Annotated in this window: 23 protein-coding genes; 12 read left to right on the top strand and 11 right to left on the bottom strand. The window is 73.4% G+C overall.

The genetic code is table 11. The features are described from left to right. Positions 1-70: 70 nt before the first annotated feature. Positions 71-523: an SRPBCC family protein gene (locus ACFYOJ_RS01840; protein WP_356552496.1), complete on the top strand. Its 453-nt coding sequence runs from the start codon at positions 71-73 to the stop codon at positions 521-523. 22 nt (positions 524-545) lie between these two features. Here ACFYOJ_RS01840 and ACFYOJ_RS01835 read toward each other — a convergent pair whose 3' ends face one another. The 3 genes from ACFYOJ_RS01835 to ACFYOJ_RS01825 all read right to left on the bottom strand — a co-directional run bounded on the left by ACFYOJ_RS01835 (position 546) and on the right by ACFYOJ_RS01825 (position 2,714). After that, the gene (locus tag ACFYOJ_RS01835; protein ID WP_356552495.1) at positions 546-1,247 is read right to left on the bottom strand and encodes a ribonuclease H; all 702 of its coding nucleotides are present in this window, start codon (positions 1,245-1,247) and stop codon (positions 546-548) included. Between the two features lie 27 nt (positions 1,248-1,274). After that, on the bottom strand, positions 1,275-2,072 hold the full coding sequence (locus ACFYOJ_RS01830) for a VOC family protein (RefSeq protein WP_356552494.1): 798 nt from the start codon (positions 2,070-2,072) through the stop codon (positions 1,275-1,277). Positions 2,073-2,231: 159 nt separating this feature from the next. Next, the gene (locus tag ACFYOJ_RS01825; protein ID WP_356552492.1) at positions 2,232-2,714 is read right to left on the bottom strand and encodes a VOC family protein; all 483 of its coding nucleotides are present in this window, start codon (positions 2,712-2,714) and stop codon (positions 2,232-2,234) included. Positions 2,715-2,948: 234 nt separating this feature from the next. On the opposite strand from ACFYOJ_RS01825, the gene ACFYOJ_RS01820 reads away from it, so the two are divergent. Next, on the top strand, positions 2,949-3,608 hold the full coding sequence (locus tag ACFYOJ_RS01820; RefSeq protein ID WP_356552490.1) for an ATP-dependent Clp protease proteolytic subunit: 660 nt from the start codon (positions 2,949-2,951) through the stop codon (positions 3,606-3,608). Then, positions 3,608-4,210: an ATP-dependent Clp protease proteolytic subunit gene (locus tag ACFYOJ_RS01815; RefSeq protein ID WP_356552488.1), complete on the top strand. Its 603-nt coding sequence runs from the start codon at positions 3,608-3,610 to the stop codon at positions 4,208-4,210. Before ACFYOJ_RS01820 ends, ACFYOJ_RS01815 begins: the two co-directional genes overlap by 1 nt. A gap of 83 nt (positions 4,211-4,293) precedes the next feature. On the opposite strand, the gene ACFYOJ_RS01810 is transcribed toward ACFYOJ_RS01815, so the two are convergent. Next, a complete protein-coding gene (locus ACFYOJ_RS01810) occupies positions 4,294-4,734 on the bottom strand; it encodes a helix-turn-helix transcriptional regulator (protein WP_356552486.1) in 441 nt (146 codons plus the stop codon). 299 nt (positions 4,735-5,033) lie between these two features. On the opposite strand from ACFYOJ_RS01810, the gene ACFYOJ_RS01805 reads away from it, so the two are divergent. Beyond that, the gene (locus tag ACFYOJ_RS01805) at positions 5,034-5,921 is read left to right on the top strand and encodes an RNA polymerase sigma factor SigF (protein ID WP_356552485.1); all 888 of its coding nucleotides are present in this window, start codon (positions 5,034-5,036) and stop codon (positions 5,919-5,921) included. Positions 5,922-5,978: 57 nt separating this feature from the next. Here ACFYOJ_RS01805 and ACFYOJ_RS01800 read toward each other — a convergent pair whose 3' ends face one another. Continuing rightward, on the bottom strand, positions 5,979-6,434 hold the full coding sequence (locus ACFYOJ_RS01800) for an ATP-binding protein (RefSeq protein WP_356552484.1): 456 nt from the start codon (positions 6,432-6,434) through the stop codon (positions 5,979-5,981). Positions 6,435-6,578: 144 nt separating this feature from the next. On the opposite strand from ACFYOJ_RS01800, the gene ACFYOJ_RS01795 reads away from it, so the two are divergent. The 3 genes from ACFYOJ_RS01795 to ACFYOJ_RS01785 all read left to right on the top strand — a co-directional run bounded on the left by ACFYOJ_RS01795 (position 6,579) and on the right by ACFYOJ_RS01785 (position 8,960). Further along, positions 6,579-7,163 carry a PRC-barrel domain-containing protein gene (locus ACFYOJ_RS01795; RefSeq protein WP_356552483.1) on the top strand — a complete coding sequence of 195 codons (585 nt, stop codon included), beginning with the start codon at positions 6,579-6,581 and terminating at the stop codon, positions 7,161-7,163. Beyond that, positions 7,160-7,576, top strand: a complete 417-nt coding sequence (locus ACFYOJ_RS01790) for a PRC-barrel domain-containing protein (RefSeq protein WP_356552481.1) — start codon at positions 7,160-7,162, stop codon at positions 7,574-7,576. The genes ACFYOJ_RS01795 and ACFYOJ_RS01790 overlap by 4 nt, the downstream gene beginning before the upstream one ends. Before the next feature lie 109 nt (positions 7,577-7,685). After that, on the top strand, positions 7,686-8,960 hold the full coding sequence (locus ACFYOJ_RS01785) for a streptophobe family protein (protein ID WP_356552479.1): 1,275 nt from the start codon (positions 7,686-7,688) through the stop codon (positions 8,958-8,960). Between the two features lie 25 nt (positions 8,961-8,985). Here the strand turns inward: ACFYOJ_RS01785 and ACFYOJ_RS01780 are convergent, their stop codons facing one another. Both ACFYOJ_RS01780 and mgrA read right to left on the bottom strand, forming a co-directional pair. Continuing rightward, the gene (locus ACFYOJ_RS01780) at positions 8,986-9,396 is read right to left on the bottom strand and encodes a hypothetical protein (protein WP_356552478.1); all 411 of its coding nucleotides are present in this window, start codon (positions 9,394-9,396) and stop codon (positions 8,986-8,988) included. 301 nt (positions 9,397-9,697) lie between these two features. Then, positions 9,698-10,690, bottom strand: coding sequence for an L-glyceraldehyde 3-phosphate reductase (mgrA, locus tag ACFYOJ_RS01775; protein ID WP_356552476.1), 993 nt, complete (start codon positions 10,688-10,690; stop codon positions 9,698-9,700). 109 nt (positions 10,691-10,799) lie between these two features. Here mgrA and ACFYOJ_RS01770 point away from each other — a divergent pair, with 109 nt between their 5' ends. Both ACFYOJ_RS01770 and ACFYOJ_RS01765 read left to right on the top strand, forming a co-directional pair. Beyond that, positions 10,800-11,684, top strand: a complete 885-nt coding sequence (locus ACFYOJ_RS01770) for a LysR substrate-binding domain-containing protein (protein ID WP_356552475.1) — start codon at positions 10,800-10,802, stop codon at positions 11,682-11,684. Between the two features lie 25 nt (positions 11,685-11,709). Beyond that, entirely contained in the window at positions 11,710-12,225 is a 516-nt protein-coding gene (locus tag ACFYOJ_RS01765) for a DinB family protein (protein WP_356552473.1), read from the top strand. Here the strand turns inward: ACFYOJ_RS01765 and ACFYOJ_RS01760 are convergent. The 4 genes from ACFYOJ_RS01760 to ACFYOJ_RS01745 all read right to left on the bottom strand — a co-directional run bounded on the left by ACFYOJ_RS01760 (position 12,189) and on the right by ACFYOJ_RS01745 (position 15,814). Further along, the gene (locus tag ACFYOJ_RS01760) at positions 12,189-13,286 is read right to left on the bottom strand and encodes an adenosine deaminase (protein ID WP_356552472.1); all 1,098 of its coding nucleotides are present in this window, start codon (positions 13,284-13,286) and stop codon (positions 12,189-12,191) included. The two genes, ACFYOJ_RS01765 and ACFYOJ_RS01760, sit on opposite strands and share 37 nt — an antisense overlap. Positions 13,287-13,330: 44 nt before the next feature. Continuing rightward, positions 13,331-13,738, bottom strand: a complete 408-nt coding sequence (locus ACFYOJ_RS01755) for a VOC family protein (protein WP_356552470.1) — start codon at positions 13,736-13,738, stop codon at positions 13,331-13,333. A gap of 392 nt (positions 13,739-14,130) precedes the next feature. Continuing rightward, positions 14,131-15,453, bottom strand: a complete 1,323-nt coding sequence (locus ACFYOJ_RS01750) for an aldehyde dehydrogenase family protein (protein WP_356552469.1) — start codon at positions 15,451-15,453, stop codon at positions 14,131-14,133. Between the two features lie 172 nt (positions 15,454-15,625). Next, a complete protein-coding gene (locus ACFYOJ_RS01745) occupies positions 15,626-15,814 on the bottom strand; it encodes a hypothetical protein (RefSeq protein WP_356552467.1) in 189 nt (62 codons plus the stop codon). 190 nt (positions 15,815-16,004) lie between these two features. Between ACFYOJ_RS01745 and ACFYOJ_RS01740 the strand changes: the two genes are divergently transcribed. From ACFYOJ_RS01740 to ACFYOJ_RS01730, 3 genes are all read left to right on the top strand, one after another. Continuing rightward, positions 16,005-16,445, top strand: coding sequence for an SPW repeat protein (locus ACFYOJ_RS01740; protein WP_356552465.1), 441 nt, complete (start codon positions 16,005-16,007; stop codon positions 16,443-16,445). A 215-nt stretch (positions 16,446-16,660) separates the two neighbouring features. Further along, positions 16,661-17,149, top strand: coding sequence for a nucleoside deaminase (locus ACFYOJ_RS01735; protein ID WP_356552463.1), 489 nt, complete (start codon positions 16,661-16,663; stop codon positions 17,147-17,149). A 388-nt stretch (positions 17,150-17,537) separates the two neighbouring features. Beyond that, entirely contained in the window at positions 17,538-19,118 is a 1,581-nt protein-coding gene (locus ACFYOJ_RS01730; RefSeq protein WP_356552462.1) for an alpha/beta hydrolase, read from the top strand. Positions 19,119-19,209 lie beyond the last annotated feature (91 nt).

Genomic DNA, 19,209 nt, shown 5'->3' with positions numbered 1-19,209 from the left:
GGGGTGATTCGCCGTCCGGCCGCCGGGTACCCGTGCGGCTCCGTCCGACGAAACGAAGGAGGAGTACAGCGTGTCGCAGGTTCAGGAAACCATCGAGGTCGGCGTCCCGGTCCGCACCGCCTACAACCAGTGGACCCAGTTCGAGTCGTTCCCCGAGTTCATGAACGGGGTGGAGCGCATCGAGCAGCGCGGCGACACCCTCACGCACTGGGTGACCAGCGTCGACGGCGTGCACCGCGAGTTCGACGCGGAGATCACGGAGCAGATCCCCGACGAGCGGGTCGCGTGGACCACGGTGTCGGGCGAGACGAAGCAGGCCGGTGTGGTCACCTTCCGCCCGCTGGACACGGGCCGCACCGAGGTGCGGCTGCGGATGGAGTTCCACCCGCAGGGCGTGACCGAGAAGATCGGCGACAAACTCGGTGTCGTCCAGCGGCAGACCAAGGGCGATCTGGAGCGGTTCAAGCGGTTCATCGAGAGCCGCGGCCGCGAGACCGGGCAGTGGCGCGGCACCGTCGTGTGACCCGGCCGGCCGAGGCCGCGGGCTATCCGGCCGCCGCCGTGCGGCACTCCGGGTGGCCCCAGCTCTGGCCGTTCCTGGCGATGGACTCCCCCGCCGCGTACGAACGGCCGCACGCGCAGCGTCCGGGGAACTTGGCCTTGATGGTCCGCGCGGAGGCGCCGGCGCTCCTGCGGGCGCCTCCGGCGGCCCGGCGCGGCGCCCTGCGGGCCGCCGGGGCGTCCGGCGCGGGCGGGGGTTCCGGTGAACCGAGGCCGCTGCCCGCGGGCTCCTGGACGGTCGCCGCCTGGCTGGCGGCGCGGTCGGCGAAGTCGTTGAGCCGGTCGCCGTCGACCTGGTGGGCGGGAACGTAGCGGAACTCGACCGAGCGGCCGGCGAGCAGCTCATCGATGCGCACGACCAGCTCCTGGTTGGCGACCGGCTTGCCGGCGGCGGTCTTCCAGCCGTTGCGCTTCCAGCCGGGCAGCCAGGTGGTGACGGCCTTCATGGCGTACTGGGAGTCCATGCGGACCTCCAGCGGCACCTGCGGGTCGGTCGACGCCAGCAGGCGCTCCAGGGCGGTGAGCTCGGCGACGTTGTTGGTGGCCCGGCCCAGCGGGCCCGCCTCCCAGCGGGCCGGGACCTCCGCGTCGTCGGCCACCACCCAGGCCCAGCCGGCCGGACCCGGGTTTCCCTTCGAAGCCCCGTCGCACGCGGCCACCACACGTTCACGCATGGCCCCGATCATGCCATGGGCCGGCCGTCCCCACGGCCCTCAGGTCACGGGCCGCAGCTTGGGCATGTCCCCCGCTGTCTTCGTGATGTCGATCACGGAGAAGACCGCGCCCTGCGGGTCGCCGAGCGCCGCGAAGCGGCCGAAGGGCGTGTCCATGGGCCCGAAGTGCAGCACACCCCCGAGCCGGGTGGCCCGGGCCACGGCGTCGTCGCAGTCGGGGACCGTGAAGTACACGTTGATGTAGGGCGGCACCTCGGGCGGGAAGTCCTCCGTCATCCGCATCCGGCCGAGGACGGGGCTGTCGCCCAGCTCGAAGAGGCGGAAGTCCACCTCCGCGTCCTCCATCTGCTTCGCCGTGTAGGGGAAGACCGCGGGGAAGAACGCGTCGGACTTCCCGGGCTCGCGGGTGAAGACCTCCGCCCAGCAGTACGCGCCGGGCTCGGCCGTCGCCTCGAAGCCCTCGTGGGTGCCGGCCTGCCAGACGCCGAACATGACGCCGCTCGGGTCGCGGGCCAGGCACATGGTGCCGAAGTCGTCGACCTGCATCGGTCCCATCAGCAGCTCGCCGCCGGCCTCGCGGACGCGGCCGGCGGTCGCGGCGGCGTCCCGGGAGGCGAAGTAGAGGCACCACTGGGGCCGGTCCTCCTGGCCGGGCGGCGGCGGCACCACCGCGGCGACCGCCTTGCCGTCGGAGTAGCACTGCGTGTAGCTGCCGTACTCCGACGGCAGCTCGTGGAAGGTCCAGCCGAGGACGTCGCCGTAGAAGCGCTTGGCCTCCTCGACGTCACCGAACATCGCGTCGGCCCAGCAAGGGGCTCCCTCGGGTTGCACGGCCATGTCTGCCGCCTCCGCTCACTGAATGTTCCGGATGGTGATGGTGGTGGGAGGGTGCGGGAAGGCCCGCTTCCTCGTGCTGTGCGTCCGGGCCCCGCTCCGTGCGCCGGGTGCGGCGCCGCGGCGGCCCGGACCGGTCCGCCGTCCCCGGCGGCGGCCGGCTCACTGTCCCGCGTACGCCTTCTCGAGCTCGGCGATGTCGAGCTTGCCCATCGACATCATCGCCTTGAAGGCACGCTCGGCCCTGGCCGGGTCCGCGTCGCGGAACATCTCGTCGATCCCGGCCGGTACGACCTGCCACGACACTCCGAACCGGTCCTTGAGCCAGCCGCAGGGGCCGTGCTCGCCGCCGCCCTCGACGAGCCTGGCCCAGTAGTGGTCGACCTCCTCCTGGTTCTCGCACATGACCTGGAAGGAGACCGCCTCGTTGAACGTGAACCGAGGTCCGCCGTTGAGGGCGACGAACTTCTGGCCGTTGGCCGTGAAGTCGACGGTCAGGACGGTGCCGGCGGCGCCGGGTGCTCCCTCCGGGGTGCGGGTGACGGAGCCGATGGCCGAGTTCTCGAAGACCGAGACGTAGAAGTCGGCGGCCTCCTCCGCCTGCCCGTCGAACCAGAGACACGTGACGAATCCGTCGGTGGTCATGAGTACCTCCCGGGAGCGGGCGTGGAACGCGGTCATCACTGTCGACCGGTGCGGGGCGCGGAACTCATCGGTCGTGGCGCCGGGAATCTCGGCGGGGCCGCGTGAGCGCTCTGCTCACGGCGAATCTGCCGCGGGCAGAGAAATCCCCGCGGGGGCCGTCCCCCGGCCGAGAGTGGAGGAACCGCGGCGGTCCGGCCGCTCGCGGCTCCCCCGACGACTCGACGAGGAGCGCCGATGTCTCCACTCATCGCCGGCCCGGCGCCGGCCGTGTTCCAGCCCCGCGCGGAGGAGGGTGACACCCCCGTCACCCGCTTCGACGACCACCTGGCCGCGCAGCTGCTCGCACAGCGCATTGTGCTGCTGGGCACCCAGGTCGACGAGGTCTCCGCGAACCGGGTCTGCGCGCAGCTGCTGATCCTGTCCGCGGAAGACCCGCGCACCGACATCAGCCTGTACATCAACAGCCCCGGCGGTTCCGTGCACGCGGGGCTCGCCGTCTACGACACGATGCGGCTGATCCCCAACGACGTCTCGACGCTCGCCATGGGCTTCGCCGCCAGCATGGGGCAGTTCCTGCTCAGCGTCGGCGCGGCGGGCAAGCGCTACGCCCTGCCGAACGCGCGGATCATGATGCACCAGCCGTCGGCGGGCATCGGCGGCACCACCGCCGACATCGAGATCCAGGCGGACAACCTGGAGTTCACCAAGCGGACCATCGAGCGGATCACCGCCGAACACACGGGCCAGAGCCCGGAGACCATCTCCCGGGACGGCGACCGCGACCGCTGGTTCACGGCCGAGCAGGCCAGGGAGTACGGCATGGTCGACCGGGTCGTGGAGTCCCTCGTGGACGTCCGTCCGGCCGCCTCGCGGCACAGGATGGGGCTGCGGTGATGGGGAGCTACACGATTCCGAACGTCGTCGAGCGCACCCCGCAGGGCGAACGCTCCTACGACGTGTTCAGCCGGCTGCTGTCGGAGCGGATCGTCTTCCTGGGCACCGAGATCGACGACGGCGTGGCGAACGTCGTCATCGCGCAGCTCCTGCACCTGGAGTCGGCGGCCCCGGAGAGCGAGATCGCGCTCTACATCAACTCCCCCGGCGGCTCGTTCACCTCGCTGATGGCGGTCTACGACACGATGACGTTCGTGCAGGCGCCGATCTCGACGTTCTGCGTCGGGCAGGCGGCCTCCACGGCGGCCGTGCTGCTGGCCGGCGGTGATCCCGGGCGGCGGTTCGTGCTGGAGCACTCGCGGGTGCTGCTCGGGCAGCCGGCCAGCGGCGGGCGCCAGGGCACGGTCTCCGATCTCGCGCTGCAGGCCAAGGAGATGGTGCGGATCCGCTCCCAGGTCGAGGAGGTGCTGTCCCGGCACACGGGGCACGACCCGGCGAGGCTGCGCGCGGACATGGACCGCGACAAGGTGTTCACCGCCGAGGAGGCCGTGGCCTACGGGCTGGCGGACGAGGTGCTCAGCCGGCGCCTGGCGAGGACGTGAGACACCGGTCCGGCGCCGCACGACGGGACACGCGTGCGGCGCCGGACCGTACGACCGCCGGACCGTACGGCGAAGAGCGTCCGTCAGGCCGCCAGGCACATCCCGTCGAACCGGGCACCGGAGGGCCGGGAGACGCGGCCGGCACCGGTGTGCCGCGCGGTGACGCGCACCAGCTCTCCCTGGACGCGGGCCAGCAGGCCGGCCAGGGAGATACCGAGGGCGTCCGCGGCCGCGGCCAGGACCTCCGACGACGCCTCCTTGCGGCCGCGCTCCACCTCCGACAGGTACGGCATGGAGATCCGGGCGGCCTGTGCCACGTCCTTCAGCGTCCGTTCCTGGGCGAGGCGTTCGCGTCGCAGGGCGTCACCGACCAGGTCGCGCCACAAGGGCTCTCCGGCGGCGGGGCGGCCGGGACGGACAGGGGCGTCGGGGCCGTCGGTGCGGCGGTCGGATCGCTCCCCCGGGCGCGCGGCGGGCGGGCGCAGGGCGATGACGCGGGCTTCGTTCGGCACATGGCTGGTCACCTCTCCAGCGTAGGAACGGAGCGGCGCGGGACAAGAGCACGGCGTTCCGCCCTCAGGGGAATCCCCCGCCGGGCGCCGCCGCCCACGGGCCGGCCGGCCCGTGGGCGGAACGTGCGCACACATGCCGGCCGGCCGCCGCGGGCATACCCTGGAAGAAGATGTGTCACCCCGTGCAGACGCCGCGGTCACCGATCCCGTGCCGCCCGGAGAACCGGGTGGCATGCATCGCCACGCCCCGGGTATCCGCCCGCAGGGAGAACCTGGGAAGACGTCCGACCGTGACTTTCGTGGGAGAGGCAATGGAGACCGCCGTGATCCGGCCGAAGGCGCAGATCGTCGAGAGGACGACCTCGAGCGGGACGGACGACGGGGCACTGCCGGGGGTCGCGGACCCCCGCGCCGTGGCCCCGCGGGACGCGCGGCAGCTGTCCCGCCAGTTCTTCCAGCGGCTGGCGGAACTCGAGGAGGGCACCCACGAGTACCAGTACGCGCGCAACACCCTGATCGAGATGAACATGTCCCTCGTGCGGTTCGCCGCCGGCCGGTTCCGCGGCCGCGGCGACGACATGGAGGACATCGTCCAGACCGGCATGATCGGCCTGATCAAGGCCATCGACCGGTTCGAGCTGTCGCGCGAGGTCGAGTTCACCTCCTTCGCGCTGCCGTACATCGTCGGCGAGATCAAGCGGTTCTTCCGGGACACCACCTGGGCGGTGCACGTGCCGCGGCGGCTGCAGGAGCTGCGGGTGGAACTGGCCAGGGCCCACGAGGAACTCTCCAGCCGCCTGGACCGCGAGCCCACCGTCGCCGAGCTCGCGACGCTGATGAACATCAGCGAACGCGAGGTGATCGAGGGGCAGATCGCGTCCAACGGCTACAACTCGTCCTCGCTGGACGCCGCGCTGACCGGGGACGGGCCCGAGACGGGCGAGTCCGTGCTGGCCGACTTCATCGGCGTGGAGGAGGAGGGGCTGCGGCTCGTCGAGGACTTCCACTCGCTCGCCCCGCTGATGGCCGAGCTCAGCGAGCGCGACCGGCAGATCATCCACATGCGGTTCGTGGAGGAGGCGACGCAGGCGGAGATCGGCGAACGGCTCGGCTGCTCGCAGATGCACGTCTCGCGGCTGATCAAGCGGATCATCACCCGGCTGCGTGAGGGCATGCTGGGCGAGCTGGGCTGCGCCTGACCGGGCACGGCACCGCCCCGGGACGCGGGTCCCCGGGGCGGTGCGTCGTTCAGCGGGTCATTCGGCGGTGAGGCTCAGCGTCGCGCGCACGCGCTTGCCGACCGGCACCCGCTCGACGACGACCGCGTCCGCCAGGGCGTGGACGATCTCCAGACCGTGCCGGCCGACGCGTTCGGGATCGCGGGGGAAACGCCGGGGCACCGCGCCGCTGCTGTCGTAGACGCTCACCGTCACGGAGGCGTCCGTGCCCTCCAGCTCCAGGATGTACGGCCCCTGGCTGTGCCGGTCGGCGTTGGTGACCAGTTCGCTCACCACCAGGAGCACCGCGCCGTCGGCCCGCCGGCCGATCGTGGCGCACCACTCGGTCCTGAGCTGTTCCAGGAAGAGCGACGCGAAAGCACGCGCCTCGGCGATGCTCCCGGGCTCCCCGGAGTAGTGCGCGGCCCGCCTCAGCGGTTCCACGGGTACGTCGAAGCCAGTCGGTATCACTGCCCCGTCCAGGTGTTCGGTCATACGTTTCTCTCTCGGAAGCCGGACTGGCCGGACGCCACTGCACCAGTCCTCGTACCCCGGGCCCGGCGGGGCAGTCCCCCTGTTCCGGCAGTGCGGACATTCTCACAGCCCGCCGGGGAACCCGGGACACGGGAAGGGTGTGCGATGAACGAACTGATGGGTGCACGCAGTCTCACCACCCGCCCGGTGGTCACCCTGGGCGGGGACGCCGTCGCCCACGTCAAGGACACCGTCCTCGACGCCGCGGTCGCGCGGATCACCGGTTTCACGCTGAGCGGACGGCGCCTGTGGAGCGGTCCGATGAAGGAGGCTCTCCCGTGGCCGGCGGTGTACGCGCTCGGCCACGACGCGGTGATGGTCCGCGACCGGCGGGACCTGGTGAGCGCCGCGGTCCTGACGGGGCAGCAGGAGACGCTGCGGGCCCGGCTGCTGGGGGCGCGGGTGGTGACGGACGCGGGCACCGAGATCGGTACCGTCCTCGACGTCGTGGTGGAGGGCGGCATCGGCGGCCGCGGCCGTGTCGTCGGCTTCCGGACGGTGGCGAGCAGGCGGTTCGCGCCCGGCCCGGCCCACCGCCGCAGGGTCTTCGTGCCCCGCGGGCAGACGCTGACGGTCGCGGGGCGGACGCTCGTCCTGCCCGAGGAGACCGTCCGGCACGTCACCGGCGACCTGCCGGGCTTCGCGACGCCGGCCGGTGTGCCCGGCGGCCGGCGCGGGGTGTGGCCGTGATGCTCTTCTCCGCGGTGCGGGGCCTGCCCGTGCTGCGTCTGGACGGGGACGGCAGGCTCGGCACCGTGTCGTCCCTGTCGGTGGACGTCCGCGCCGGGACGGTCAGCCACGTCCGGTTCCGCACCGGCCTCCTCCGGAGGGAGACGGTGCTGCCCTGGGAGGCGGTGCGGTCGGTCGGCCCGGGAGCCGTCCGGGTCGTCCCGGCGGCCCTCCCCGGCACGGCGCCGGCCGGGCACGCCCTGCTGGGACGTCTGGTGCTGACCGAGACGGGCACGGAGCACGGCACGGTGCTGGACGTGGCGTTCGATCCGCGGACCGGACGCGTCCTCGCGGTGTTCACCACGCGGGGCGAGGTGCCGGCCGGCCGCATGATGGGCCTCGGCGACCACGCGCTGGTCGTCGGCTCGGCCTGACGTGGGGCGTACGGGACGCCGGTCCGGGAAGCGGCACGCCCTTCCGGCGGTCCCGCCGGACGGCCCCGCCGGAAGGGCGTGCCCGGTGGCCGCTGCTTAGCGTGGCCGCGTGAGCGCGCGAACCCCCTCCCCCTCCGGCCGGACGGTGCCCCGCCACGGCTGGGCGCAGGCCCTCGGCACGGTACTGGCCGCACTGGTGGCCATGGGCGTGGTCGCCGCGGCCGGTCTGTGGGCGGCCGGCGCCACGGGCCTGCCGGACCGCGCCTTCCCCCGGGTCGTCACCGCGACCGTCGTCGCCGCCGTCGGCGGTGCGCTGGAGCTGACCGGAGAGGCCGGCGGGCTCGCCGGCACGGACGCGGGGCTGACCGTGATGCCGCTGTCCGTCACGCTGACGGGGGCACTGGTGATCGCGGCGGGGTTCCTGCGGCCGTTGCGCCACCGGGCGGTCGCGGGGATGCCGGAGCTGGCCGGCTGGGCCGGGCGGATCGCGGTGCTGTGGCTGCTCGCCCTCCTCGGGGCGGCCCTCGCCGCGCGGCAGACCTTCGAGGTGCCGCTCGGCGAGGGCGTCGTCGACGACCTCGCCGACCTGTTCGGCGTCACCCCGCGGATCGGCTTCACGGCGGACGTGCCGCTGACCGTCCTGTCCGGGCTGCTGTGGCTGGCGGGTGTGCTGGCGGTGGCCCTGCTGGTGGCGCGCGAGGCACCGCTGCCGGGGCGCCTGGCGGGGTTCCGGGCGTCGGCGCGGCCGGTGGCGTGCGCGATGGTGTCGCTGCTGCTCGCGTACGTCGTCATCGGTGTCGTCGTCGGCCTGGTCGTCGCCGGGACGCGGGGCCGGCCCGCGGACACCTTCGCCGTGCTGCTGCTCGGCCTGCCGAACCTCGTGTGGCCGGCGCTGACCATCGGCATGGGCGGTGCCTGGAACGGGCGGGTGGAGGGGCCGTTCGGGCTGCCGATGCCGCAGGTGCTCGACCGGGTGCTGCGCACGCCGGACGTGTCGACGGTGGATCTGGGCACGCTCACCGCGCAGGACGGGCGGATGTGGTGGCTGCTGGTCACGGCCGCGGTGCTGCTGCCGGCCGCCGGGTGGGCGGCCGCGGTCCTCTCACCGGTCCGGACGCCGGCCTGGCGGCACGCGCTGCACATGGCGGCCGCGCTGGCGCTCACGGCCCTGACGGTGTGTCTGGTCGGCCGGATCTCGGCGTTCTACGGGCTGTCGGTGCTCGGGATCGGGGATCTCGGCGGGGGTCTGTCCGGGCGGCTGTTCCTGCGTCCGCGGCTGTGGGGGGCGGTCGGTCTCGCCGTCGTGTGGGGTCTGGCCGCCGGGTTCCTCGGCGCGCTGCTCGCGCGTGCGGCGGGCGGCACCGGCCGACGACGACCCCGGTAGGGAGCCGCGCTCTCCGGCGGGCCGCTCAGCCGACGGGGACGACCAGTGACGGGGAGGCCCGCTGCATGCGCAGCGCGTCCACGGACTCCGCCAGCAGTTCGTACTCGGTGGTCTCGTCGCTGGTGGCGACGCGTATCAGGCGCCCCGCTGCCAGTTCTTCGGCGACTCGTTCCTGCTGGTCGCCGTCCGCGCACCAGGCGCGCAGGACGCGCGGTACGTCGGGAGCGTCGTCGGCGACCGGGGTGAGGGCGCCGCGCGGTAGGCGGGGGCTGTCGGGCTGGGGGTCCAGGCGCTCGGCGATCCAGGACGCGCGGTCGCGCAGCCACCACAGGGCGAGGGCCAGCGTGGGGGCGCGATAGGTCCCCAGGGGCACGCCGATGCGCCGGCCTTCGCAGACACCGTAGGCGGTGACGTGGCACAGGAATTCGTCGTGCACTGCTCCCCTCCCCGTCGCGCGGCCCGTCCGCCGGTGGGCGGGACGTCCGTGCGGCTCGCGTGCGGTGCGTGAGGGCGCTGTCGCGTGGTGTGAGAGGCCCCAGAGGTGAGTATGTTCACTGCTGAACCACTGTCACCATGGGTTTTTGGCCAGTCTCCTGGCATATTCGCGGCATTTTCCGGCCGGAAGCACTGGCGTCCCGGAGCCCCGGGGCCCGGAGGCCCGTGCACGCACCGGGGCTCCGGAGGCGGTGTGCCTCCGGAGCCCCGGGCGGGTGTCCTGCTCCGCCTGCCTGCTCCGCCTAGCCGGCGACGATCTTGTCGATCCGGGCCAGTTCCTCGGCGTCGAAGGCGAGGTTCTTGATGGCCGAGACGCTGTCCTCCAGCTGCTGCGGGCTGCTCGCACCGACCAGGGCGGAGGTCACCCGGCCCTCGCGCAGCACCCAGGCGAGGGCCATCTGGGCCAGCGACTGTCCGCGGGACGCGGCGATCCCGTCCAGCGCGCGGAGCTTGCCGACGAGTTCCCCGGTGACCGCGTCGGAGCTGAGGAAGGGGCTGTCGCCCGCGGCGCGCGAGTCCTCGGGGATGCCGTCGAGGTAGCGGGCGGTCAGCAGGCCCTGCTCCAGCGGGGAGTAGGCGATGGAACCCACCTTCAGCTCGTCGAGGGTGTCCAGGAGGCCGCTGGTCTCGGGGCGTCGGTCGAGCAGGGAGTAGCGCGGCTGGTGGATCAGCAGCGGGGTGCCCAGACCGGCGAGGATGCGGGCGGCCTCGCGGGTCTGCTCCGGCGAGTAGTTGGAGACGCCGACGTACAGCGCCTTGCCCTGCTGCACCGCCGAGTGCAGGGCGCCCATCGTCTCCTCCAGGGGAGTCTCCGGGTCGGGGCGGTGCGAGTAGAAGATGTCGACGTACTCCAGGCCCATCCGCTTCAGGCTCCGGTCGAGCGAGGAGAGCAGGTACTTGCGCGAGCCCCACTCGCCGTACGGGCCGGGCCACATGAGGTAGCCGGCCTTGGTGGAGATCACCAGCTCGTCGCGGTACGGCGCGAAGTCGGCCCTCAGGGCCTCGCCGAGCGCGGACTCGGCGGCGCCGGGCGGCGGGCCGTAGTTGTTGGCGAGGTCGAAGTGGGTGACGCCGAGGTCGAAGGCGCGGCGCAGGATGGCTCGCTGGGTCCCGACGGGGCGGTCGGGGCCGAAGTTGTGCCACAGGCCGAGCGAGAGCGCGGGGAGCTTCAGCCCGCTGCGTCCGGTGCGCCGGTAGGGCATGTCCGCGTAACGGTCGGGGTGTGCGGTGTACAACGCGACTCCAGAGAGGTCGATCCGGGGGGTGGCCCCCACTCTGTCGTGACCTGCGGGCAGAGGTCCAACAGAAGAATCCGATGGGATTGTGCGCCTACGCTTCTGAGTCATGGAACTGCGTCATCTCCAGCATTTCGTGGCGGTCGCCGAGGACCGGCACTTCACCCGGGCGGCGGAACGGCTGCTGGTGTCCCAGTCCGGTCTGTCGGCGTCGATCCGGGCCCTGGAGCGGGAGTTGCGGGCGCCGCTGTTCGTGCGCACGACGCGCCGTGTGACGCTGACCGAGGCCGGGCGGGCGCTGCTGGGCGAGGCGCGGCGCGTCCTGGCACAGGTGCGGGCGGCGCACGAGGCGGTCGCCGCGGTGCAGGGGGTGCTGCGCGGCACGCTGTCGCTGGGCAGCGAGCAGTGCATCGCCGGGGTACCGGTGGCGGGGCTGCTGGCCGCGTTCCGGCGCCGGCACCCGGACGTGGAGATCCGGCTGCGGCAGGCGGGTTCCGGGGAGCTGGCGGAGGAGGTCGCGGCCGGGCGGCTGGACCTCGCCTTCGCCTACCGGACGCGGGCCGACACCGACCAGCTGCGCTCGGTCTCGCTGGCCGGCGAGCCGATGACCGTCCTGTGTCACCCCGGCCACCGTCTCGCGAAGGGCGGCGCGGTGCCGAGCCCGCACGATCTCGCCGACGAGGTCTTCGTCGACTTCCACCCGGACTGGGGCCCGCGCCGCGTCACCGACGCGGCCTTCGCCGCGGCCGGCGTACGGCGGACCGTCGCGCTGGAGGTCAACGACGTGCACGGGCTGCTCGACCTGCTCGACGAGGACCTCGGCATCGCGGTCGTGCCGCGCCACTTCCGGCACAAGCGGGCCTCGCTCGCCTCGCTGCCGCTGAAGGGCTCCGACGGCACGGCGTACGAGACCGTCGCCCTGCTGCCGCCCGCCGAGGCCACCAGCCCCGCGGCCCGGGCGCTGATGGGACTGCTGGAGACGGGGAGCGCCTGAGGGAGGAGTGCGCGATGGTGGACCCATGCATGCGAAGGACATCCTCATCGAGGGCTACGGCCGCGTCCGGGAAGAGGTCCACGCCGCCGTCGAGGGGCTGGACCCCGACGGCCTGAACGCCCGCCCGTCCGGCGACGCCAACCCCGTCGCCTGGCTGGTCTGGCACCTCACCCGGGTACAGGACGACCACATCGCCGACGCCTTCGGGCTCGACCAGGTGTGGCGGTCCCAGGGCTGGGAGAAGCGGTTCGGGCTCGGCCTGCCGCCCGGCGACACCGGGTACGGGCACACCCCGGCGCAGGTCGCCGAGGTCCGGGTCGGTTCGGCCGGCCTGCTGACCGGCTACTACGACGCCGTCCACGAGCAGACGCTCGGCGCCCTGCGGTCCCTGACCGCGAAGGACCTGGAACGGGTCGTGGACGAGAACTGGGATCCGCCGGTGACGCTGGCCGTGCGCCTGGTCAGCGTCCTGTCCGACGACCTGCAGCACGTCGGGCAGGCCGCCTACGTGCGCGGGCTCGTCCGGAGCGCGGCCTCGTAGCCCGGCAGGACGACGTCCCGGATCAGGGCGTTGCGTTCGTCGAAGGGGATGAAGGCGCTCTTGAGGGCGTTCACCGTGACCGTGCGCAGGTCCTCGAGCGTCCAGCCGGCCTGCTCGACGAGGAGCGACATCTCACGGGTCATCGTCGTGCCGGAGACGAGGCGGTTGTCGGTGTTGAGGGTGACGCGGAAACCGAGGTCCTTGAGCGCGGTGATCGGGTGCTCGGCGATCGAGGCGGCGGCGCCGGTCTGGAGGTTGGAGGTCGGGCACATCTCCAGGGCGATGCGGCGGTCGCGGATCCAGGAGGCGAGGCGGCCGAGACGTCCGGCGGCGAGGTCGGGGATGTCGTCGGTGATGCGCACGCCGTGCCCGATGCGCTGGGCGCCGCACACCTGGAGGGCCTGGTGGATGCTGGGGAGCCCGTGGGCCTCGCCGGCGTGGATGGTGAAGGGCACGTTCTCGCGGCGCAGGTGGGCGAAGGCGTCGAGGTGGTCGGCGGGCGGGAAGCCGTCCTCGGCGCCGGCGATGTCGAAACCGACGACGCCCGCGTCCCGGAAGGCGACGGCGAGGTCGGCGGTGGCGCGGGTGCGGTCGAACATCCGCATGCCGCACAGCAGGGTCCCGACGCGGACCGGGGTGCCGTCCGCCGCCGCCTTGGCCATGCCGGCGGCCAGGCCCTCCTGGACGGTCTCGACGACCTCCGCGAGGCTCAGCCCGCCGTTCGTCATCAGCTCGGGGGCGTAGCGGACCTCGGCGTAGACGACTCCGTCGGCGGCGAGGTCGAGGACGTACTCCTCGGCGGCGCGCAGCAGGCCCTCGCGGTTCTGCATCACGGCGAGGGTGTGCTCGAAGGTGGCGATGTAGCGCACCAGGTCGCCGGAGTTGGCGGCCTCGTAGTACCAGGCGGCCAGCTCGTCGGGGTCGGTGGTGGGCAGGGGGTGGCCGACGCTCCTCGCCAGTTCGACCACGGTCGCGGGGCGCAGGCCGCCGTCGAGGTGGTCGTGGAGCACCGCCTTGGGGAGGCGGCGGAGGGTGTCGGCGTCTATGCGCGTAGATGTCATGTTCGGCGGTTCCTCGGCGGGTCGGTGCGGAAAGGGCGGGCGGATCAGGTGGCGGCGGGCTGCAGCAGGTCCCAGCGGTTGCCGTACAGGTCCTGGAAGACGGCGACCGATCCGTAGGGCTCGTGCCGGGGCTCCTCCAGGAAGGTCACGCCCGCGGCCGTCATGCGGGCGTGGTCGCGGACGAAGTCGTCGGTGTGCAGGAAGAAACCGACGCGTCCGCCCGTCTGGTCACCGATCCTGGCACGCTGCCCCTCGCCCTTGGCGCGGGCCAGCAGCAGGGCGGTGCCCTGCTCCGGGGCGCCGGGGGTTCCGGGCGGCTCGACGACGACCCAGCGGGAGCCGTCGGGCCTCGGCGCGTCCTCGGCGAGCCGGAATCCGAGGGCCTCGGTGTAGAAGCGGATCGCCTCGTCGTAGTCGTCGACGACGAGGGTGACCAGGGCGATGCGTGCCATCGGATCCTTCCGGGACGGGCGATTGACGGGAGAGGTTATACGTAAAACCCGTCGCGGCGCCAGTCTCCTGGCCCTACGTCCCGGCCCCGAGGTGCGGACGCGGCCCGTCCACTGCCGTCACGGCCGCGAGGATCACCGCACCGCCGCGCGAGCCCGGGCAGTGCGGGCAGTGCGGGCAGTGCGGGCAGTGCGGGCAGGACATGCTCGACCGCCTGGAACAGGAGAGGGGCATCCGGGGGGCCGCGGCGGATGCCGGCGGACCGCCGCGCACGGCCCCGCTGTGGTTCGTGCGGCGCAGGAAAACGGTCCGGCTGTGCACGCGGCTGACCGGTCCGGCCGGTCCCGGCCGGCCGCCGCCTCTGGGACGGCGGCCGGGGACGGCCGGCGCCGGGTCAGGCCAGCGGCTTGCTGAGGACCGCCTTGCGGTGGCTGAACGTCTCGAGGGAGTACCGGCCGTGGTAGTTGCCCATGCCGCTCTCCCCCACGCCGCCGAACGGCAGGTCGGAGACGGTGAGGTGGGCCAGCGGCAGCCCGTGGCCGAGTCCGCCGGAGGACGTCTCGGCGGCGAACCGCTCGCGGGTGGCCGCCGACTCGCTGAAGACGTAGAGGGCGAGCGGCTTGTCCCGGTCGTTGACGAAGCCGATGGCCTCGTCGATCCCGGCGACGGTGACGACGGGCAGGATCGGGCCGAAGATCTCCTCGGCCATCACCGGCGAGTCGGGCGCGACGTCGGCCAGGACGGTCGGCGCGATGTACTTCGCGGACCGGTCGGTGCGGCCGCCCACGACCACGCGGCCGGAGTCCAGCAGGGCCGCGAGCCGGTCGAAGTGGCGTTCGTTGACGATCCGGCCGAACTCGGGCGACCGGGACGGGTCCTCGCCGTACAGGGCTTCGACGGCCCGGACCAGCGCGGGCTCCAGGGCCGCGGCGGTCTCCGGGTCGGTCAGCACGTAGTCGGGGGCCACGCAGGTCTGCCCGGCGTTCAGGAACTTGCCGGCCGCCAGCCGGGCGGCGACGGCGTCGAGGTCGGTGCCGCGGTCGACGAACGCCGGGGACTTGCCGCCGAGTTCGAGGGTGACCGGGGTGAGGTGCTCGGCGGCGGCGCGCATCACGATGCGGCCGACGGTGCCGTTGCCGGTGTAGAAGATGTGGTCGAAGCGCTCGGCGAGCAGGGCGGTGGTCTCGGGGATCCCGCCCTCCACCACGGCGACGGCCTCGGTGTCGAGGTAGGCCGGCAGCAGCCGGGCCAGCGCGGCGGAGGTGGCGGGGGCCAGCTCGCTCGGTTTGGCGACCACCGCGTTGCCCGCGGCCAGGGCGCCGACCACCGGGGCGAGCAGCAGCTGCGCGGGGTAGTTCCAGGGCGCGATGACGAGGACGACGCCGAGGGGGTCGTACTGCGTCCAGGCCGTCGCGTCGGCGCCGAGGTGGGCCGGGACGGGGGCGGGCTCGGGGCGCAGCCAGTCGGTGAGGTGTTCCAGGGTGTGGTCGATCTCGCGCACGGTGAAGCCGATCTCGGTGCGCTGGGCCTCGGTGGCGCTCTTGCCCAGGTCGGCGTGGAGCGCGGCCTCCAGCTCCGGCCCGTTCTCCGTGAGCAGGGCGCGCAGCCGGCCGAGCTGCGCGGTGCGCCACTCGACGGGCTTGGTGCGGCCGGTACGGAAGGTGGCGCGCAGCCGGGCCACGACGTCGGCGGGCTGCTCGGGGGCGGGGTGGTTCACGGTGCCTCACTGTGGTCGACGGCCGGGTCGGCGACCGGGACGGCCACCGACTGGATGTATTTGCCAACCTTTCAGGCACCGAAATGTATTCCGGCGCGTCCCCGGCATGCCGCGACCGCTCTCCACCTGCACGCGACGCCCACCGCCCAGGCCCCCGCAGTGCCCGCCCCCGCTAGCCGGCCCGGCGGCCCGTCGGCTTCTCGCGGGTCGGGACGACCACCAGGAAGGCGTCCGTCACCAGGTCCATCACGACGGTGGCGGGCTCACCCTCGGCGCGGCGGCGTGCCGCGTACTCCTCCGCCGGCCACGACCCGCGCGGGGAACCCGCCGGGAACCTCTCCAGCACCTTCGCACCCGTCACGGCCGCCACCTCCACCGTTCCGCCGTGTCAGTCGATCGCTCCGTACGTCTGCGTCTGCCCCCGATCCGGGGGGACATGTGCGGCCCGCCCACCTCTACACATAAGAGAAAAATAAGAGCACAATTACCACAGGCGGCATTACCGCACCATTTCGGGCGCGGTCGGCCCGGCAAGTCGAAGGAGACGACTCATGGCCAACGTCTCGCACACCAGAGGTGACCTCAGCAGCCACCCCGACGCCCCGGAGATGCAGGCGCGCTACGCCCGCATGCTCGGTGGCCGTGACGTGGCACTCGTGGACGGGCCGGTGTTCCTGCTCGGCCTGTACTGTGCCGTGTCCCCGTGGATACTCCACTTCACCACGAGCCAGCCCTCGCTCGTCGCGCACAACCTGATCATCGGAATCGCGATCGGCCTGCTCGCCCTGGGCTTCACGCGAGCCCCCGAGCGCATGTACGGCCTCAGCTGGGCCATGTGCGCGCTGGGCGTGTGGATGATCATCTCACCGTGGATCGTCGGCACGAGCCCGGACGCCGGCGTCATCTGGAACAACATCGTCATCGGCGCCCTGGCCCTGGTCCTGGGCATGGTCTGCGCCGGTACGGCGGCGAAGAGCGTCCCCAGGCCGTAGCCACAGGGGGGCCGCCACCCGTTCCGGAGGGCGGCCGGACCGCTCCGAGCGGCGCGCCGGCGGGTTCCGGCGCGCCGCTCTCGTTCGCCCGCACCGGTGCGCCGGCCGGACCGGGTCCGGTGCCGGTGCGGTGGACGCGCCGGGACGGTGAGGCCCGGCCGTGGGGGGACGTAGGGTGCGGGGCGATGATCCCGTCGTGAGGAGGGCAGTACGCCATGGTCGTGAAGGACGCCGAGCTGCGGTACCTGCGCCGCTGTGTGGAGCTGGCGGCCGAGGCGCTGGAGGCCGGGGACGAGCCGTTCGGGTCGGTCCTGGTGGGCGCGGACGGCACGGTGCTGGCCGAGGACCGCAACCGGGTGGCCTCCGGCGACCTCACCCGGCACCCGGAGTTCGCGCTCGCGCGCTGGTCCGCCGGCAACCTGAGCCCGCGGGAGCGGGCCGGGGCGACGGTCTACACGTCGGGCGAGCACTGCCCGATGTGCGCGGCGGCGCACGCCTGGGTGGGGCTCGGGCGCATCGTCTACGTCGCCTCTTCGGAACAGCTCGGTTCCTGGCTCGCCGGGTGGGGGGTGCCTGCCCCGCCGGTGCGGACGCTGCCGGTCCACGAGGTCGCGCCCGGTGTGGCGGTGGACGGGCCGGTGCCGGAACTGACGGAGGAGATCCGCGCCCTGCACCGGCGGTTCCACGAAGGACGCGCGGCCTGACGCCGTCGCCGGCAGGACGGGCGGGGCGGGGCCGTGTCCGCGCCCGTGCGGCGAGGGGCTCCCCGGTCCAGGGCGGCTGCGCACGGTGCCGGCTTCGGCCGGGTGAGTTCCCCGCCGGGTACGGGGGGCTTCGGCTCCTCCGGGCCCCGCGGTTCCCCGGGGCGGTCGCCGGAGGTGTTCGCCGGCTCGTCGCCGAAGGCCGGGCCGCCGGTGCCGACCGCGTTCACGCTGTCGCCGCCGGTGTGCACCGGGAAGCCGGCCGGCGGCCGGGACATCCAGGGCGCCCGCGGGCCGGGGAAGAGCGCCCGGAGGCGGGCCGCCGATGCCCCGCTTATGGTGTTCGAGGGCGCCGACCACGGGTCCGCGACGGGGCGTCCGGGAGGCATCGATGCTGGCCAAGCTGTCGATTCGGCCGTCGGCCCGGGGGTGCGCGGTCACCGGTGCGCTGGGGCTGGCACTGCTGGGGGCGGGACTGCCCGCCGGGGCCGCACAGGACACCGAGCCCGATCTGAGCCGCTTCTACGACCAGAAGATCACATGGTCGGCGTGCAGAGGCATGGAGATGCCGAAGGACCTGCAGTGCGGCAAGGTCACCGTCCCCCTCGACTATGCCCGGCCCGAGGGCGGCACGCTCGATCTGGCCCTCGCCCGGTACCGGGCGACCGGCGACTCGCGGGGCTCGCTGCTGCTGAACTTCGGCGGGCCGGGCGGTTCGGGCGTCAGCGAACTCTCCGTCGGCGGCAAGCCCTTCATGCACCTGACCAACGGCTACGACGTGGTGTCCTTCGACCCCCGCGGCGTCGGCCGGTCCTCACCGGTCTCCTGCGGACCCGCCACGACGAAGATCATGGAGGCGACGGACGGGGACAAGGAGATCGAGGAGCCGCGGGCGGTGCTGCGGCGTCTGCGCGACGCGGCCGCCGAGTGCGCGAAGCACTCCGGTCCCGTGCTGCACCGCATGGGCACGGTCGACGTGGCCCGGGACATGGACGTGATGCGCGCGGCGCTCGGCGACGACCGGCTCAACTACCTCGGTTTCTCCTACGGGACCCGGCTCGGCGCGGTCTACGCCGCCCGGTTCCCCGACAAGGTGGGCCGGGTGGTGCTGGACGGCGTGGACACGCTCACGGAATCGCTGGCCGAGCAGGGGCTGGCCGGCGCGCGGGGGCAGCAGACGGCGCTGGAGAACTTCCTCGACTGGTGCGTCGAGGACATCGCCTGCCCGTTCGGGCAGGACGTCCGGGAGGCCCGGCGCGAGGTGGTGCGGCTCGTCGCCTCGCTCGACGCGGACCCGGTGCCCACCGCCTTCGGGGAGGCGTTCGACGGGCAGGACATGGTGGGCGCCATCGGTCAGGCGCTCTACAGCAGGGAGCTGTGGCCCTCGCTGGAGCGCGCGCTCGCGCAGCTGGTGGAGGACGGGGACACCCGGGGTCTGGAGAGCTTCTCGTCCGGCGGCGTGACCTTCCCGGTGCGCGAGGAGGACGGCGGTGGCGGCCTCGCCGGCGAGGAGGAGATCCCGATGGACAACCTGCCGGCCGCCCTGATGGCCGTCAACTGCGCGGACGACCCCGACCGTCCCACCGCCGAGCAGGTCACCCGGTCCCTGGGACGGCTGCGCGAGCGGTACGAGGAGGCCTCGCCGGTCTTCGGGCGGTACCGGCTCACCCAGGTGCTGATGTGCTACGGCCGCCCCAGGGGCACCGACTACATCCGCGAGGACGTGAAGGACGTCGACACGGCGAAGATGCTGCTGATCGGCACCCGCGGCGACCCGGCTACGCCGTACCGCTGGACCGAGGAGACGGCCCGGCGGCTCGGCCCCTCGGCCGTGGTGCTCGACAACAAGGGCGAGGGGCACACCGGTTACGCCTCCTCCGAGTGCGTGCACCGCAAGGCCGACGACTTCCTGCTGTACGGCTCCCTGCCGCCCGACGGCAGTTCCTGCGGCGCGGAGGACGAGGACGACTGAGCCGCCGGGGCGTGCCCGCCCGGCTCCCGCTCCCGTGACACCCTGTCCGCCGTACACGCACCCGCCCCGGGTGCGTGACCGGCAGGAAGGA

The organism is Streptomyces sp. NPDC006384, assembly GCF_042870695.1.
Classification (GTDB): domain Bacteria; phylum Actinomycetota; class Actinomycetes; order Streptomycetales; family Streptomycetaceae; genus Streptomyces.
The sequence above is the reverse complement of the archived record's forward strand: the minus strand, read 5'-3'. Positions and strand labels throughout refer to the sequence as shown.

Bases quoted from the DNA above. Each gene is read 5' to 3' on its own strand.
- ACFYOJ_RS01835 (WP_356552495.1), bottom strand. From the start codon at position 1,247: ATGATCGGGGCCATGCGTGAACGTGTGGTGGCCGCGTGCGACGGGGCT.
- ACFYOJ_RS01830 (WP_356552494.1), bottom strand. From the start codon at position 2,072: ATGGCCGTGCAACCCGAGGGAGCCCCTTGCTGGGCCGACGCGATGTTC.
- ACFYOJ_RS01825 (WP_356552492.1), bottom strand. From the start codon at position 2,714: ATGACCACCGACGGATTCGTCACGTGTCTCTGGTTCGACGGGCAGGCG.
- ACFYOJ_RS01820 (WP_356552490.1), top strand. From the start codon at position 2,949: ATGTCTCCACTCATCGCCGGCCCGGCGCCGGCCGTGTTCCAGCCCCGC.
- ACFYOJ_RS01815 (WP_356552488.1), top strand. From the start codon at position 3,608: ATGGGGAGCTACACGATTCCGAACGTCGTCGAGCGCACCCCGCAGGGC.
- ACFYOJ_RS01805 (WP_356552485.1), top strand. From the start codon at position 5,034: ATGGAGACCGCCGTGATCCGGCCGAAGGCGCAGATCGTCGAGAGGACG.
- ACFYOJ_RS01800 (WP_356552484.1), bottom strand. From the start codon at position 6,434: ATGACCGAACACCTGGACGGGGCAGTGATACCGACTGGCTTCGACGTA.
- ACFYOJ_RS01795 (WP_356552483.1), top strand. From the start codon at position 6,579: ATGAACGAACTGATGGGTGCACGCAGTCTCACCACCCGCCCGGTGGTC.
- ACFYOJ_RS01770 (WP_356552475.1), top strand. From the start codon at position 10,800: ATGGAACTGCGTCATCTCCAGCATTTCGTGGCGGTCGCCGAGGACCGG.
- ACFYOJ_RS01765 (WP_356552473.1), top strand. From the start codon at position 11,710: ATGCATGCGAAGGACATCCTCATCGAGGGCTACGGCCGCGTCCGGGAA.
- ACFYOJ_RS01760 (WP_356552472.1), bottom strand. From the start codon at position 13,286: ATGACATCTACGCGCATAGACGCCGACACCCTCCGCCGCCTCCCCAAG.
- ACFYOJ_RS01755 (WP_356552470.1), bottom strand. From the start codon at position 13,738: ATGGCACGCATCGCCCTGGTCACCCTCGTCGTCGACGACTACGACGAG.
- ACFYOJ_RS01740 (WP_356552465.1), top strand. From the start codon at position 16,005: ATGGCCAACGTCTCGCACACCAGAGGTGACCTCAGCAGCCACCCCGAC.
- ACFYOJ_RS01735 (WP_356552463.1), top strand. From the start codon at position 16,661: ATGGTCGTGAAGGACGCCGAGCTGCGGTACCTGCGCCGCTGTGTGGAG.
- ACFYOJ_RS01730 (WP_356552462.1), top strand. From the start codon at position 17,538: ATGCTGGCCAAGCTGTCGATTCGGCCGTCGGCCCGGGGGTGCGCGGTC.